The organism is Niveispirillum irakense DSM 11586 (assembly GCF_000429645.1).
GTDB classification, from domain to species: domain Bacteria; phylum Pseudomonadota; class Alphaproteobacteria; order Azospirillales; family Azospirillaceae; genus Niveispirillum; species Niveispirillum irakense.
Genome location: NZ_KE386935.1, coordinates 120946 through 137079, shown reverse-complemented (window position 1 = coordinate 137079; position 16134 = coordinate 120946). Strand labels below are relative to the sequence as shown.

General features: G+C 62.8%; 9 protein-coding genes. 6 read left to right on the top strand and 3 right to left on the bottom strand.

Translation table 11 applies throughout. The features are described from left to right. Positions 1-79 precede the first annotated feature (79 nt). From puuE to G473_RS0122585, 4 genes are all read left to right on the top strand, one after another. The gene (gene puuE, locus G473_RS0122600; protein ID WP_029014973.1) at positions 80-1006 is read left to right on the top strand and encodes an allantoinase PuuE; all 927 of its coding nucleotides are present in this window, start codon (positions 80-82) and stop codon (positions 1004-1006) included. A gap of 214 nt (positions 1007-1220) precedes the next feature. After that, entirely contained in the window at positions 1221-1895 is a 675-nt protein-coding gene (locus tag G473_RS0122595; protein ID WP_029014972.1) for an ABC transporter ATP-binding protein, read from the top strand. A gap of 5 nt (positions 1896-1900) precedes the next feature. After that, positions 1901-2965 (top strand): HlyD family secretion protein, encoded by a 1065-nt coding sequence (locus tag G473_RS0122590; RefSeq protein ID WP_029014971.1) that lies wholly within the window; start codon positions 1901-1903, stop codon positions 2963-2965. Continuing rightward, positions 2962-4143 (top strand): FtsX-like permease family protein, encoded by a 1182-nt coding sequence (locus G473_RS0122585; RefSeq protein WP_029014970.1) that lies wholly within the window; start codon positions 2962-2964, stop codon positions 4141-4143. Before G473_RS0122590 ends, G473_RS0122585 begins: the two co-directional genes overlap by 4 nt. 174 nt (positions 4144-4317) lie before the next feature. Here the strand turns inward: G473_RS0122585 and G473_RS0122580 are convergent, their stop codons facing one another. Next, positions 4318-5628: a cation:proton antiporter gene (locus G473_RS0122580; RefSeq protein ID WP_029014969.1), complete on the bottom strand. Its 1311-nt coding sequence runs from the start codon at positions 5626-5628 to the stop codon at positions 4318-4320. 306 nt (positions 5629-5934) lie between these two features. Then, the gene (locus G473_RS0122575; RefSeq protein WP_035709015.1) at positions 5935-9531 is read right to left on the bottom strand and encodes a DEAD/DEAH box helicase; all 3597 of its coding nucleotides are present in this window, start codon (positions 9529-9531) and stop codon (positions 5935-5937) included. Positions 9532-10014: 483 nt separating this feature from the next. Between G473_RS0122575 and G473_RS0122570 the strand changes: the two genes are divergently transcribed. After that, positions 10015-12240 carry a TonB-dependent receptor domain-containing protein gene (locus G473_RS0122570; protein ID WP_029014967.1) on the top strand — a complete coding sequence of 742 codons (2226 nt, stop codon included), beginning with the start codon at positions 10015-10017 and terminating at the stop codon, positions 12238-12240. Between the two features lie 213 nt (positions 12241-12453). Here G473_RS0122570 and G473_RS28445 read toward each other — a convergent pair whose 3' ends face one another. Further along, positions 12454-13074, bottom strand: a complete 621-nt coding sequence (locus G473_RS28445) for a hypothetical protein (protein WP_051330616.1) — start codon at positions 13072-13074, stop codon at positions 12454-12456. 172 nt (positions 13075-13246) lie between these two features. Here G473_RS28445 and G473_RS0122560 point away from each other — a divergent pair, with 172 nt between their 5' ends. Next, on the top strand, positions 13247-15499 hold the full coding sequence (locus tag G473_RS0122560; RefSeq protein ID WP_029014966.1) for a helicase-related protein: 2253 nt from the start codon (positions 13247-13249) through the stop codon (positions 15497-15499). The last annotated feature ends 635 nt before the right edge of the window (positions 15500-16134 follow it).

Sequence of the window (16134 nt, the reverse complement as noted above, 5' to 3'; positions counted from 1 at the left end):
CACGGAATTTTTTGTGCGCAAGCGAAAGGATGAATGACATAAGCTGTCTTGTCATGTTTATCACGGCTGGAGCGATGGCATGGATACCCCCTATCCCCGCGACCTGATCGGCTATGGCGCGCACCCGCCACATCCCCACTGGCCGGGCGATGCCCGCATCGCGGTGCAGATCGTGATGAACTATGAGGAGGGGGGCGAGAATTGCCTGCTGCATGGCGATGGCCAGTCGGAAGCCTATCTGCAGGAGGTGGTGGGCACCCAGCCTTTGGCGGGGCAGCGCAACCTGTCGGTGGAATCCGTTTATGAATATGGCAGCCGGGCCGGGTTCTGGCGGCTGATGCGGCTGTTCGACCGCTATGGCATCAAGGTCACCTGCTATGCCGTGGCCATGGCGCTGGCCCGCCACCCCGATGCGGCCAAGGCGCTGGCGGCGGCGGGGCATGAGGTGGCGTCCCATGGCTGGCGCTGGATTGATTACCAGAACGTGCCGGAAGAGGTGGAGCGGGCGCATATGCGCCTCGCCATCGACACGATCCGCGACCTGACGGGGGAACGGCCGCTGGGCTGGTACACCGGACGCTTAGGCCCCAACACGCGGCGGCTGGTGGTGGAGGAAGGCGGCTTCCTCTATGATGCCGACGCTTATAATGACGACCTGCCCTACTGGATCGCGCCCGGTGCCTATCCGGGCCAATCAGCGCCGCATCTGGTGATCCCCTATACGCTGGACGTCAATGATATGAAGTTCGGCACGGCCCAGGGCTTCAACCAGGGGGATGATTTTTTTACCTATGCCCGCGATGCGTTTGATGCGCTTTACGCCGAAGGGGAAACGGCACCGAAAATGATGTCGGTCGGGCTGCATACAAGACTGATCGGCCGACCGGGGCGGGTGCGCGGGCTGGAACGGTTCCTGGACCATGTCATGGCGCATGAAAGGGTATGGATATGCCGCCGGGTGGATATTGCCCGCCATTGGCGGCAGTTACATCCGTGGCAGGGTTAAGGAGGGATTAAAATATGCCGGACTTTCTTCTTTACCTGTTTAATATCTAATGGCAATAGTACGACCATTCTTCGGTATCAGCTTACAAGGATACTGGGGACGCCAGGCGGTCTTACAGGCCCGCATCCTGAAACCGCATAACAACGGCGTTGATGATGGGTGACGGTTATCGCGACATCCTTCGGGGCGCGCCGCTGGGCGGTGGTTCCCGCTGATGCCTGTAATTGTTGATAATCTGACCTATACCTATGGCAAGGGCACGCTGTCCCGGCAGGTGCTGAAAGGCGTTTCCTTCCAGGCAAATGATGGGGAGGTCCTGATCATCACCGGCCCGTCCGGGTCGGGCAAGACGACCATGCTGACCATCATCGGCGCGCTGCGCCCCTTCGCGCAGGGGCGGGTGGAGATCCATGGCGTTGACCTGAAAGGGCTGGACACAAGGGGGCTGCTGGATATCCGCAAGCGGATCGGCTTTGTGTTCCAGAAACACAACCTGCTGAAATCCCTGACCGTTTACGAAAATGTCGAGGCGAGCCTGCATGGGCTGCCGGAATCCTCTGAGGAAACCAACCGGCCCCGTGCCCATGCCATGCTGCGGGCGGTGGGGCTGGAAGGGCGCGGCCATGGCTATCCGGACGCCATGTCCGGCGGGGAACAGCAGCGCGTGGCCGTGGCCCGCGCCCTGGTCCGGCTGCCCGACCTGATCATCGCGGATGAGCCGACCGCGTCCCTGGACGCGGCATCGGGCCGGCTGGTGATGGCGGCGATGCGCGACCTGGCAACCAAGCTGGGCTGCGTGGTGATGATCGCGACCCATGATGAGCGCGTGTTCGATATCGCAGACCGGCGGTTGCACATGAATGACGGGCGGCTGGAGCAGGTGGGGTGAGGGCGATGGGCATGCTGCGCGACGGATGGGCGGGGCCGGGCCGGGGCTGGCAGGTGGCGGCCGGTGCCGTGGGGCTGCTGGGCTTGTTGGCCCTGCTGGCGGTCTGGGCATGGCCGGCGCCAGAGGCCGCACCGGTGCTGGCCGACGGGACCGACCGCATCCTGGCGCGCGGCCGGATTGAGCCGGCGGAACGGGTGCATATCATCAGCGGCCCCACCGGCGGCGGCACCATCGCCACGCTGGCGGTCCGGGAAGGATCGCGCGTGGCGGCAGGCGACCGGCTGGCCGTGCTGGACCGCTTGCCGGAGGCGGAAGCGGCGGTACAGGTGGCCGAGCGCGACCTGGAACTGGCGGGGCTGGAACTGAGCCAGGTGAAGGCCGGCGCCAAACTGGCGGAGATTGAAGCCCAGCGCGCCGCCGTCGCCACCCGTGAGGCCGAACTGGAACGCGCGGAAAGCCAGCTTGCCCGCGCCCGCACGTTGGGCGACCGGAAGTTTGTGTCCCCCGACGCGCTGGAGGAGCAGGAACTGGCGGCCGCCCGTAGCCGGGAAAGCCTGTTGGAAGCCCGCGCCCGGCTGGCGGCCTTGACCGAAATCCGCCCCGCGGACATCGCCGTGGCCGAGGCGCGCATCGCCCAGGCCCAGGCCCGGCTGGATCAGGCCCGGGCGGAGCGCGACCGGATGATCATCACCGCCCCCGTTGCGGGCACGGTGCTGGCCGTCCATGCCCGCCCCGGCGAGACGCTGGGCGGGGAAGGGCTGCTGGCGTTGGGCAATCTGGACAATCTGATCGTGATCGGGGAGTTTGATGAGCAGGTGGCCCCGCGCGTGCGGGTGGGGCAGGCGGTGGAGGTGACGCTGCGCAGCGACGGCCAGAGCCTGTCGGGCAAGGTCACCAAGATCTATAACAGCATCAACCGCGCAGGGCGCCCGACATCGGACGTGCTGAACGGTCGGGATGCGCGGATTGTGGAGGCGGAGATCGCCTTTGATCCCGGCCAGTCCGTGCCGCCGCTGATCGGGGCGGAAGCCACGGTGCTGGTGCGCGAAGCGGCCCGGCCCGCCACATGAACCTGCCCTTTTCCACCCGTCTGGCCCTGCGGCAGATCCGGTACAAGGGCTGGGGCCTGATTGGCGCCTGTGCCGGCATTGCCGTGGCGGTGGTGCTGATCTTCGCGCAACTGGGCTTTCAGGGTGCGCTGGTGAACAGTGTGCTGAACCTGTGCCGCGCGCTGAAGGCCGATATCGTGCTGACCGGCCCGCAATTTGAAACCATCGCCTATTCCCCACCCTGGTTTGCCCGCGATATCCTGTATGCGGCGCGCGAGGTGGAGGGGGTGCGCGATGCCCTGCCGGCCTATATCTATATCGCGCAGACCCGCGATGTGAGCGATAGCCGCCCGCTGGTAGCGCGCTTCATCGCGTTTGATCCAGCATATCCCATCCTGAACATCCCCGAGATTGAACGCCAGACGCCGGAATTGCGCCTGCCCGATGCCGTGCTGATGGACAGCCGGTCCCGCCAGGGCTTTGAGCAATTGCTGGCGCTGTACCAGCGCGACGGCATGCAGCGGGTTTATCTGCAAACCCCCAATGCCGATCTGGCGCCCGCCTTTGATGTGCGCGGCACCTTTGCCTTGGGGCCGGATTTCACCCTGCCCGGCACCTTTGTCACCAGCGACCTGAATTATTACCGGTTCTTCGGCGTGCCGCTGGACCGGGTGGCGCTGGGGCTGGTGACGCTGGCGCCGGGGGTGGACAAGGCGGGCGCGGTGGCGGCGCTGCAGGCGCGGCTGGGCGAGGCAGTGCAGGTCCGCACCCTGGAAGCTTTTATGCAGGCGGAGCGGGATTATTTCACCCACAGCACGCCCATCGGCATCATCTTCATGTTCGGCGTTGGCGTGGGGGTGTTGATCGGGGCCGTGTTCGTGCTGCAGGTGCTGCACGGCATTATCGAGGCGAACCTGTCCGAATATGCCGTGCTGCGCGCCATGGGCTATGGCGACAATTTCTTCCTGGCGTTGGTGGTGCAGGTGGCAACCGTTCTGGCCGTGATGGCCTTTCTACCCTCTGTGCTGCTGACCATGCTGTTATATCAATGGGCCAGCACGGCCACCGGCCTGACCCTTGCCCTCAATCCCGGCCTGATCCTGACCGTCTTCCTGGCCACCTTGATCATGAGCATCATTGCCGTGGTCCTGGCCTTGCGCAAATTGCGGCGCAGCAACCCGCTGGACCTGTTCACCTGACGGGCCTGCCGCCGGGCGGTGTGCATTCAGAGTTTGGCAGACTGAGATAAAGTCAGGGGTGTTTTCCTACCGTCATTCCCGCGAAGGCGGGAATCCATAATCCGTTATATTGCTTGGATTCCCGCCTTCGCGGGAATGACGTGAAAGAAAGGTTCAGTGTAACCTCGATAATCTCTATGGCGACGTTGCCCGTTTCAGCCCGGTATCGGCATCGTCGCCGGCCTCCGTCAGCCCGCCCAGTTCCCCCCGCGCCCGCGCCTTGCGGCCATGGACAAGCTCAAACAAGGGCGAGGCCATCAGCGTGGTGATGATCGCCATCAGCACCAGCATGGCGAACAAGGCCGGGCCGATAATGCCGCGCTGCAGCCCGATATTGATGATGATCAGCTCCATCAGCCCGCGCGCATTCATCAGCGCGCCGATCCCCAGGGCGGTGGCATTATCCTGCCCCGTCAGGCGGGCGGCGGCCCAGCAGGCCCCGCCTTTGGCGAGGATGGAAGCCGCCAGGATCACCAGCGTGGCCAGCAGCAGGCCGGTATTATCCACCAGCGTCAGTTGGGTATGCAGGCCGGAATAGGTGAAGAACATGGGCAGCAGGATAACGGTGGCGAACGGTTCCACCTGCCGTTTGATCTCTGTTGCGAACAGGCCGCGCGGCATGACCGTGCCCAGGATGAAGCCGCCGAACACGGCATGGATGCCGATGGCGTCCATGGCGAAGGCCGAGAGCAGGAACAGGATCAGCGTGATGGCCAGCAGCCCATGCCCCACCCCGCCCTGACGTTCCGCCATCCGCCCCAAGGGTGCCAGCAGCCGGGGCCCCAGGGTCAGCATGAACAGGGCGAAGGCCGCACCGCCGACAATCGCCTTCACCGCCACCATCGGCCCATCGCCAAAGGTGGCCAGCACGATGGCCAGCACCACCCAGGCCCCGGCATCATCAATGGCCCCGGCCGACAGTGACAGGGTGCCCAGCGGCGTGCCGCTCAACCCCCGTTCATGGATGATGCGGGCCAGCATGGGAAAGGCGGTGATGGCGATGCAGGCGCCCATGAACAAGGTGGCCTGATAGGGCGACAGATCGGGGTTGAACAGGCCCGGCATGCCCATCAGCCAGGGGGTGACCAGGATGGCCAGTAGGAAGGGGGCCGCCATGCCAGAGATGGACACCGCCGCCGCACTGCCGGCATTGGCGCGGAAATGGCCTGCCTGAAAGCCCAGCCCGACCAGGAACATGTAAAGCCCGACCCCGAACTGCGCCCCGACGAACAGCACATTCTTACTGTCCGGCGGAAACAACATCCCCTGCACCCCTGGTGCCAGCGCGCCCAGCAGGGAGGGGCCGAGAATGACCCCGGCAATCATCTCCCCCACCACCTGCGGCTGGCCCAGATAGCGCTTCGCCACCCAGCCGACCAGCCGGCAGGCCGCGATGATGACGGCCATTTGCAGAAAGAAAACGATGCTGAGCTGCGCCGCACTCATAAAGCCATCCCCCCGGATCAGACAACGTTGTCTATTGGCGGGTCATCAGTGCCCGGCCTTGGTGGCGGAGGATAGCAGAGGTGGGGGGAGGGGGATAGGGGGAGGGGGATAGGTGGGCAAGGGGCAACCTCATATCCAGTGAGCGCCCTCAGGGGCGCGGCTTTAGTCGCCGCTAGCGACATAATGGCTTCTGTCATCAATAGCAGCGGCTTTTAGCAGCAGCGGCTTTTAGCAATCATTCACTTTGTCTGAAGACTGTGCTTAGCTGCTTGCTAAGCGATCAATTACTCATAGAGCGGAACATCTTTAAATAGATTGTCTTGGTATCACCGCCAATTCCCGCCCATTTCCTACTTCGGACCAAGCGCCGTGTGAGCCGACAACGTAGAGATTCTGCTTGGCCCGCGATACCGCGACATTGAAGATATTCGGAGTCCCGGCTGCCCAGCTTCTGGCCCCATTCTGGGCGGCCTTTGGCGCCCCAAGGACCAAGATAACCGTATCTGCTTCCCTACCCTGGACCGTGTGAATGGTTCCGACCCGATCCTCAATCCATTCATTGAGGTCAACCTTTAACGTGGCGAAAAGGGCAGCCTCGGCTTCCAGCCGTCGCCGCAGTTCCTGGGCAACAATGCGAAATGGCGTGATAATGAAGACATCCGGTTCGATGACACCGGATGCAGCAATCTTCCTTAGCATCGATACCACCAGTTCGCCTTCGGCCGGGCTCCATTTGGAATTTGCCTCGCCATCGATATTGAACCAGGCTGAGGGTCCCAGGACCTTACCGACCCCGCCAGGATTCCGTGGGCCTGGGGCGTGGACCATCTGGCTGTCATAAGCGATACGGTTGGAAATCCCGAACATCGGGTCCTGACACCGCCTGTGAACGAGAAGCGGAATGCCCACGCGGCGCGGGCCGGTGTCAGAGCGGAAGGAAGCCTGGAATACCGAGGCACGATCCGCCAAAGACTGCGAGGAGGCCTCGGGAGCTGCCCAAATGGATTTCTCAACCCGGAAGTATCGGCAGATTTCTGTGTTCAGCCGTTCCGGCAACGTCACCACCGGCGGGATCTGGAGCGGGTCCCCAACAATGATCGACCGCTTGGCCCGCATTACCGCGCCCACCGCGGCCTGCGGTAACGCCTGCCCGGCTTCGTCCACCAGAAGCCAGCCAATACTGCCTTCCGGTAGGTCGCCCAGCATACGCTCGACCGATGCGAACGTCGTGGATAGCACCGGGACGACCATGAAGAGCGTGGACCACAAGTCGCCAAGCAGCTTGCGCTTGGCTTCATCCTGAGGCGCTCCCCCCGAGAAAACATCCATGAGGATGCTTAGATTATGGAGCACCTTCTGTGCCGACGCATCGATGAAGGCCCGATGCACCGCAAGCGCGGCAATGAATAGGTCCTCCCGCTTGCGATGCAGGCTCGCCGGAATCCACGGCGCTGTCAGGTGGCGTGTCCCATGTGCGGCACTAAAAAAGGCCTCATCAATGAGGCCACCACCAATGACCGCACGATGCTTTTCAATAAGGCCGGAAAGGTCAGCCACCTTGCGGGATGCAGAAGCAGCGTCCCGTTCAGCCATTCGGATCGCCGACAGCAGCGCCTCAAAGGCCTTGGTAGCGTCAGCCAACTGGCGGTCGGCTGAACCCATTGCTTCCCGTGCGCGCCTTGCCGCTACTTCGAGCGGTGTATTCGAGGATGCCCATTCCTTCCACCTGCGTGTCCGAAAGAGACGTGAGAAGAGCCCAGGACGAAGGGCCCGGTGACCAGCCATCGCACGAGCACTTCGTTCATGGCTTTCCCTTGCGCCCGCCAGGGTGGACTGGCACTCGGACACGCGCTGCTCAGGCTCGAATCGCTTTGCATATAACCGCTCAAGGGCGACCTGCGTTTCGGATAGAGCGCGCTTCGCGTCCGTCAGGCTGAAGCAGAGTTGTCGAACCTCTTCCAATCCCTTCAGCTCGGCATCAATCTCCTGCTTCAGCAATATGAGGCGTGCCCTGGCCTTCTTCCATTGGGTCTTCGCGGCTGCTGGCGAGGGCGGACGTTCAAGCTGCACAATCGCCGGCGTCCGGCGCTCGATGATCTTTCCGGTGTCGGGGTCCGTTATCTCCCTAACCACCGGGTCTCCCTTCGCTGCCTTGAGGTAGAGCCGGAAGCCGCGATCATCATGCCACCAAAAGGATTGCTGAAACGCGGCCCGGTTGCGCGCGTTGCCGAGGACGGCGGCGATCAGCCCCCACGTTTCCAATGGCTCGACTTTCGTCCGTTCCTCGTTGTCAGCATCGCGCGGCCCATGAACTAAATCGGCGAGGGATTTGAAGTAGCTAAGTTCCGAGGGGGCCCTGCCTACCGCCTTCATGGCAGGCAACTCACGGCTCACATTCTCCACGGCCTTGTTGTTGCTGGAAGCGACCAGAATTTCATGGCCCTTCAATTCCGGTGCCAGGGAGTAAAGATGGAAGAACGCCTTCTCCCCGGCTGATACCTTTTCCCCAGAAGGACGGAACGCCGTTTCAGGATCGTCGTATCTGGTCATCGCCATCGCACGGTCGAGTACACAGGATGCGACCAGATCGCGTAACAGGGTTGTTTTGCCGGTACCGGGAGGGCCGTTCACCGCCACGACGCCTTCGGCCCCAGCAAGTTCCGATCTTGCGATGTTGACCGCCGCTTGCTGGAGCAGGACCAATGGATGACCGCCGGGGCTGGGCCATTTGGACCCCGGCATCATGGCCGGCGCGACTGCCTTCTCTAGGGCTTGCTGATCGGCAAACAGGTCGGTGGTTTGCGAAAGCCCTCCCGCGCCCAAATATCGCCGCAGACCGACAGGTGCCTTTCCCTGAACGATCATGGAATTCGCCAGAACCAAGTCCCCAAGGAAGAACGAATTCAGGAGGGTGGCTTCGGGTGGATTCCGTGCCTTGAAATAATGATACACGCGCAAGCCAAACGCAGGTGGCTCGACCAGTTGGGGAGGTAGGCCGAACTGGCTGATAAGCCATGAATGGGCCCTATGGATTGTTGACAGATCAAGCGGCAGCGGCTGGCCTTGATCGTCCAGTCGGCGCACGATCTCGTCCAGTTTCTCGATGATTCTCGGCTCGACCTTCGGCCAGGACCCAAGCGCTTCCAGCTTGCGCTGAAGTGCAAGCGGCAATGCCCAGGCGAAGCTGGAGACGGCGATGCCGTTCTCTTCCACCGGCACGCCATGCTTGTCGACAAGGATGGCGGCAATGGCAGCTTTCTCCCGTGCGCGGCTACCGCGCTCCTCATCTTCTCCAAATGCCTTCACAAGTTCATTGGTCGCTTGATCCATACGGATCGCGCCCAGGATGACCTGATAGTAGAGTTGGCGCTTCGGTCGGGATTTTTCCCCCTTCTCCCAGGGTAACGGGGCCGAAGTCAGGCTTACCACGCAACTCCTGTCGCCTGCTGACAGATCCTCAGGCCGTCGGTAGGTCTGTGGCGAGAGGGCTTCGAGGGCGATCCATGCGGCTAGAATTCCTGTCGGCTGATTCGTGCCGTTAGGTGGCTGCGCAGTTTGTAGTCGATTCAGATCGATAGCTGAGGGGACGGCAGCTTTCTGAGCGGGGCCGGAAGCGGGAGTGCATCTTGCAAAAGAATCTCTGGTATGGCCAGATTCATTTGTCCGTCTCGGCGTCGTGGGGGACGCTGCTGATTTGTGTTCCGGCTTCTTCGGTGTTTCTGAAATTCGTCCAAGCACCTCTTCTACACGGACACGCAATCGCGCAGACCTATCAGTTGTCCGGTGATTTAACTCGTCATATAAAGATTTTAATACGGCAATGTTGCTGGTGTTTTCTCTAAATAAAATTTCTAATTGCTCTACGGATTTGCTCAAGTATTGGCGTCCATTTTTGTTGTTCATTGCCAGCGCCTTTTTTCTTATTGGGTGTGATTGCGACTTAATTATATTCAAAGGTAATACACCTTAATCTACGACCGAAATTTATGTCAATCAGCTGGTAGAAAGCCGCCCGAGTCCGCTTCAGGCGATATAAGTAGTTTTTACAAGCTGGGGACGGGCGCACACCGAAAGTCTCTTTCTCCCGCCCCTGTCCAGCAAACGCAGGCTTACCGGATAGACACAAAGCGTTCAGGCCCCCTGTGCCCAAACTGCACCACCGCGCCGGAACCCATCTGCCCGCTGTCGCCCCATCTTGCCAGCCGCACCCACCTCTTCCATGCTCCACCCCATCAGCACGAACGGCACCGGGCGGCTTTCGCGCCACCCGGTGCCGTTTGTTGCGTGACGTGCGGATGGCCCCCGGTCAAGAGGGGCTGCCGGTGAACAGGGAATCAGCACCCGGCGGTACAGCGATCAATCGCCCTGGCCGAAGGAGCAAAAAGAATGAAGGTAAGCAATCCGTCCTTATCGCGGATGCTGGCTGGTGCCGTCAGTGCGCTGGCCTTGTTGGGGGCCGTGCCGGCCCTGGCCCAGTCCGGGCCCATGCTGGAGGAGATTATCGTTACCGCCACCAAGCGGGCGGAAAACCAGCAGCAGGTGCCGGTCTCCGTCGGCACGATCAGCGGTGACAAGCTGGATGTCGCCATGTCGGGCGGGGTTGATCTGCTGGCTTTGTCCGGCCAGGTGCCCAGCCTTTATGCCGAAAGCACCTTTGCCCGCACCTTCCCGCGCTTTTACATTCGCGGCCTGGGCAATAGCGATTTCGACCTGACCTCCACCCAGCCGGTGGGGCTGGTCTATGATGAGGTGGTGCAGGAAAACCCGCTGCTGCGTGGCTTCCCCGTGTTTGATATGGAGCGGGTGGAGGTGCTGCGCGGGCCGCAGGGCACGCTGTTCGGCCGCAATACGCCGGCCGGCACGATCAGCTTCGTGTCCGTCAAACCGTCGGAAGAGACCGACGGTTATCTCCAGGCCTCCTATGGCAGCAAGAATACCATCCGGGCCGAAGGGGCTGTGGGCGGGGCGGTTGTGGAAGGGGCCTTGTCGGCGCGGCTGTCGCTGATGCATGACCGCAAGGATGATTTTATCGACAATGCCTATACTGGGGAGAAGGACGCCCTGGGCGGGCATAATGAAACTGCGGCGCGGCTACAGTTCCTTTATGATAAGGGCGGGCCGCTGACGGCGCTGCTGAATGGCCATGTCCGCGACCTGAACGGCACGGCGCGGGTGAACCATGCCAATGCCATCCTGGTCGGCGGCAATGATCTGTCGCCGGATTTCTCCCGCAACGAGATCTTCCATAATGGCCGCAACGCGCTGGACCTGACCAGCAAGGGCGGCAGCCTGAAGCTGGAATATGATTTTGGCGGCGTGCTGCTGACCTCCATCACCGGCTATGAGACGGTTTATGTCTATACGCGCGGCGATATTGATGGCGGGGTGGCCGGCGTGGGCCCCGGCTTTGTGCCGTTTGACAGCGAAACGGCGGACGAGCTGGACGGCCATTCGCAATGGACGCAGGAAATCCGCCTGTCCAGCAATGGCGACAGCCGCTTCCGCTGGCAGACCGGCCTGTTCTATTTCAACGAGGATGTCAGCGCCCAGGGCTATTCCTATGGCGACCCGACGGAGCCGCGCGGCATCGCCATCCAGACCGATACCGACCAGGAAACCAAGACCTGGGCCTTTTTCGGCCAGGCCAATTATGACCTGACCGAGCAACTGACCCTGACCGGCGGCATCCGCTATAACCACGAGAAGAAGGATTTCACCGTGGTGCGCTGGATGACCAGCGTGCCCGGCACCACCAATGGCGATGCCGACCTGTCGGACGGGCAAGTGACCTGGGATGCCAGCCTGACCTACAAGGCCACCCCGGACGTGAACCTGTTCGCCCGTGTGGCCAATGGCTATCGCGCGCCGTCGATCCAAAGCCGGCCTCTGTTCTATTTCGGCGATAATATCAACCGCGACGCCCTGTCCATCGCCACGGCGGAAACGCTGATGTCTTACGAGGCGGGCATCAAGTCCGACCTGTGGGACCGGCGTGCCCGGTTGAACGTGACCGCCTATTACACCGATATCGAGGACCAGCAATTCACCGCCGTGGGCGGGGCCAGCAACAACAATACCCTGGTCAATGCCAAGGCGGGCGAAGGCTATGGGTTTGAAGTGGAAGCCGAATTGCTGGCGACCGAGAACCTGATGCTGACCGCCGGCGGCAGCTATAACCATACCGAGATCAAAGATCCCAACCTGCGCATCGCGCCCTGCGGCGGGGGCTGCACCGTGACGGACACTGTGTCGGGCGGGCTGGCCGATATCAACGGTAACCCGTTCCCCAACGCGCCGAAATGGATCATGACCGCCACGGCGCGCTATGGCATCCCGGTGGAAGGGGGGGAATTCTATGTCTTCACCGACTGGAACTATCGCTCCAAGGTGAATTTCTTCCTGTATGAATCGCTGGAATTCCGCAGCGATCCGAAGATCGAGGGCGGGTTGAAGATCGGCTATCAGTCCGAGGATCAACGGCTGGGTGTGGCCATTTTCGGCCGCAACATCACCAATGCCAAGGAACTGGAAGGCGCCATCGACTTCAACAACCTGACCGGCTTTGTCACCGAAGCGCCGTTCTACGGCATCGAGGTGACGTCGCGGTTCTGATGCAAGGGGGCGGGCGGGGCTGTGGTTTCAGCGGTCCCCCGCACCCGTTTGGTTGGAGTCTTTCAGGTTTGGATTGGATCAACCTGTACCGTCACCCCGGCGAAGGCCGGGGTCCAGACTCACGGGCTGTTTGCTCTACGAAACTGGACCCCGGCCTTCGCCGGGGTGACGGGAATGAGAGCTATGCCCGATTCCGTCTAAACCCGACGGACCTTATCCCTTCACCACCTGATACCTTTCCCACCAGGCCGCCCGCGCCGTGGCCTCATCCTGCACGATGATGGGATCGGTCCAGAGCCGGCCGCGATAATTGCCGCCAATGTCGCGGCGGGCCAGTTTTTCTGGCCAGCCCATCAACTGGATGGCTTCCGACACTGCGATGATGCGGTCGGCCTTCTTGATCAGGGCTTCCGCCTCGGCGGGCAGGGGCCAGGGCAGGCCGGCGGCCAGGAACAGGGCCCGGTCCAGCCGTGCCTTCACCTCCTTCAACCCCGCCGTGGCGAACAGCTTGCCATAGGGGGTGACGACATCGCCCAGGCCGCCCCCTTCATGCAGATCATGCATCAGGGCGGCAAGCCGCAGGGTGGGCGGGGCATCGGGGGCCAGCAGGGTGACCAGCACCTGTTCCACCAATACCGAATGTTGCAGCACATTATAGGCGATGTCGCCCCGCGTCTGCCCGCCCCAGCGCGCCACGCGCGACGCGCCGGTCACCCAATCCTCCAGCATGATATCGGCGGGGGAGGGGTCATACAGGTTCACCCAGCGGCCCGACCGCATCAGCAGGTTGGTGCGGGGCGCATCCAGATGGGTGGGGACGACAGGTTTCGCCATGGCGTGTCAGGACCGGCAGCAAGGGGGCGGGAAGGGATGTCCAGCATAGGCTGGCATGGGCGGGCTGGCGAATTCAAGCAAGCCATGCCAACGCACCCCCTGGGAAAAGCGGCCTTTCTGCCGCATATTGTGCGCCTGCTAAATCGTTATCGTTCGCTTTGCCCGGTGCCCAATGGATGTTTCGTCCCCGGAACAGGATGTTCTGGACCCTGATCTGGTTTTCGCTGTTGCCCGCCATCACCCTGAAATCACCACCGCCGGCCGGCTGGGGCTGGACCGGGTGGAGCAGGCGCTGGCCTATGGCATGGTGCCGCTGGGCCTGCCGCTGCCAGAGGGCAAGCGCGATCTGGTGGTGATGGAGGAACGGCGCGAGGCGGTGGCGCTGGAGATTGAGGGCCAGGTGGCCCGGCTGATCCGGCGGCGGGAATTGCTGGAACAGGGCCGCCGCGCGCTGGATGGTGCCCCCGTCGCCCTGGTGGCGGCGGAAGCCAAGACGCGGGTGCGCGCCCGCACGGCGGATGAGCTGAATTTCCCCGACCTGCCCGGCCCGATCAAGCTGGAGGTCAGCCGGACGCTGGATATTGACGAGCTGACCGGGCTGGAAGATGCGGAGCTGCGCGACCGGCTGGTGGGTGACCCGCAACTGGCCCAGGCGCTGGAACAGGCGCTCAGCGACGTGGCGCAGCGCCTGTGGCAGTTGCGCGAACTGGTGGGCGAGGCGGACGATAGCTGGACGTTCGAGAATCTGGGGGAGCGGCTGTACCGCATCTGCCGCAACAACCACCAGCCCAACGATATTCTGCGCCGCTGGGAAGAGGTGGCGGATACCTGGCTGCGCGAACGCGCCGTGGCGCGCGGCCGCAATTTTGTGAATAGCGAGTTCGATTTCGCGAAGTTTGAACGGCTGTTCCCGCGCGCCCGCACCATGGGGCGCAAGCTGGTGCTGGTGATCGGCCCCACCAATTCCGGCAAGACGCACCGGGCCATGGCGGCCTTGCGGGCGGCGGAAACCGGGTTCTATCTGGCACCGCTGCGCCTGCTGGCGCTGGAAGTGATGGACCGGCTGAACCGGGAGGGCACGCCCACCACCCTGCTGACGGGGGAGGAGGAAATCCGTGTGCCGGACGCCCGGCACACGGCATCGACCATCGAAATGCTGGACCCGGAAATCCCCGTCGATGTGGCGGTGATCGACGAGATCCAGATGCTGGCCGACAAGGATCGCGGCTGGGCCTGGACGGCGGCGCTGATGGGCGTGGCGGCGCGCACCGTCTATCTGCTGGGGGCACCAGAGGTGCTGCCCCTGATCAAGCGCGTGGCGCACCATCTGAACGAACCGCTGGAAGTGGTGACGCTGGAACGCAAATCGCCGCTGCACATGATTGAACAGCGGCTGGAATATGAGGATGTGCGCAAGGGCGATGCGCTGATCGCCTTTTCCCGCCGCAATGTGCATCTGGTCCGCGATATTGTGCAGGCCAAGGGCCTGACAGCCGCCGTGATCTATGGTGCCCTGGCGCCGGAGGTGCGGCGGCGGGAGGCCGAGCGCTTTACCAGTGGCGAGGCGCAGGTGGTGGTGGCGACCGATGCCATCGGCATGGGGCTGAACCTGCCCATCCGCCGCGTGCTGTTCACGACGCTGGAAAAATATGACGGGGTGGAGCAGCGGGAATTGCTGCCGACCGAATTGAAGCAGATTGCCGGCCGTGCCGGTCGCTATGGCCATCATGAGGCCGGCGAGTTCGGCATTGTCGGCAAGGGCACGGCGGCCCGGCTGCAGGCGCTGTGGAACCGGCCGGACAATGCCTTTGGTGCCAAGACGGCGCTGACCGTACGGCCCACCCGCGCCATGGTGGCGCGGCTGGCCGGGCGCATCGGCACCCATAATATGCAGTTGCTGGTGGATTGCTTCGCTGCCGCCAAGACGGCGGGCAGCCCCTATCGCGTGTCCGACCTGTCTTCCTTACGCCGGCTGGCGCAGGAGCTGGACGAGCGGGATATCGGCTTTGAGGAGAAACTGTCCCTGCTGTTCATGCCGTGCGATCTGGAAAAGGAGGTGGATGCCCGCTTCTTCCAGCAGATACTGCGCGCGGTGGAAAGCGGGGAGCCGGTGCCGCTGGGCCTTGTTGTGCCGCTGCGCATGGACCGGCTGGATGATTATGGGCTGGAGGAATTATCCCGGTCCTGCGACCTGTATTACTGGGCCAGCCGCAAATTCGCCCGCCTGTTCCCCGACCGCAAGGCGGTGGAGGAACGCCGCGCCCAGGTGGCGGGCCGCCTGTCGGAACTGCTGGCCAGCACGGCGCGCCGCCGCCAGCAGGGTAAAGGCCCGCGCCCCGGTGGCGGGGGCGGCGGCAAACCCGCCAAACCCCCTGCCGGATTCCGTGGCGCACCGCGCAAACGCTATGGGCCGAAGCGGGGGTAGGGTGGGAGGCGGACGGTTGATAAGTTTGCCGCGTCCGGGAGGGGTGCGGAAACGGGATTGAGGATAGGCATATCCTGTCTTCGAGCCGGCCCGCACAGGCTTTCGGTCTGCCGGCGGTATCGTGGTCGCTATCCCCAACTGCGTGCCGATTGATCCCCGTTTCGCGAAGACCAGCCCGTGCTATCGCCTCCGCAGCCCGCTAAAGCGGGGTTTATGACGGTTTCAATGAGGCCCCGGCATTTCAGCCGGGGAAAGTGCATCGTGATCGCGACCCAGATATCAGAATGCTTCAATGAGGCCCCGGCGTTTCAGCCGGGGAAAGCGCAGGGTGCCGCGATGGTTAAATTCACCCATCGTACGCTTCAATGAGGCCCCGGCATTTCAGCCGGGGAAAGGGTGGGTAAGGTCGGGCTCGTGCATGGTGTGGTACCCCCGCTTCAAAGAGGCCCCGGCATTTCAGCCGGGGAAAGCACCGGTGGGGGGCTCTACATGCGCACCCCTATCAGGCTTCAATGAGGCCCCGGCGTTTCAGCCGGGGAAAGCACGCATCCCACGGTGATCCCGCCCCGCCGATGACGGGCTTCAATGAGGCCCCGGCGTTTCAGCCGGGGAAAGAATGGAATGCGTTGGGCAGC